Genomic DNA, 248 nt, shown 5'->3' on the forward strand with positions numbered 1-248 from the left:
CGAAAAACCTTACCCACCTTTGACATGTACGGAAGTGACCAGAGATGGACATGTGCTCGAAAGAGAACCGTAACACAGGTGCTGCATGGCTGTCGTCAGCTCGTGTCGTGAGATGTTGGGTTAAGTCCCGCAACGAGCGCAACCCTTGCCATTAGTTGCTACGAAAGGGCACTCTAATGGGACTGCCGGTGACAAACCGGAGGAAGGTGGGGATGACGTCAAGTCCTCATGGCCCTTATAGGTGGGGC

Annotated in this window: 1 rRNA gene; it reads left to right on the forward strand. The window is 54.0% G+C overall.

Annotated elements, in window-relative coordinates:
- Positions 1-248, forward strand: a 16S ribosomal RNA gene (locus tag H928_RS0104145); the annotation flags it as partial.

The organism is Comamonas sp. B-9 (genome assembly GCF_000410635.1).
Classification (GTDB): Bacteria; Pseudomonadota; Gammaproteobacteria; order Burkholderiales; family Burkholderiaceae_C; genus Comamonas.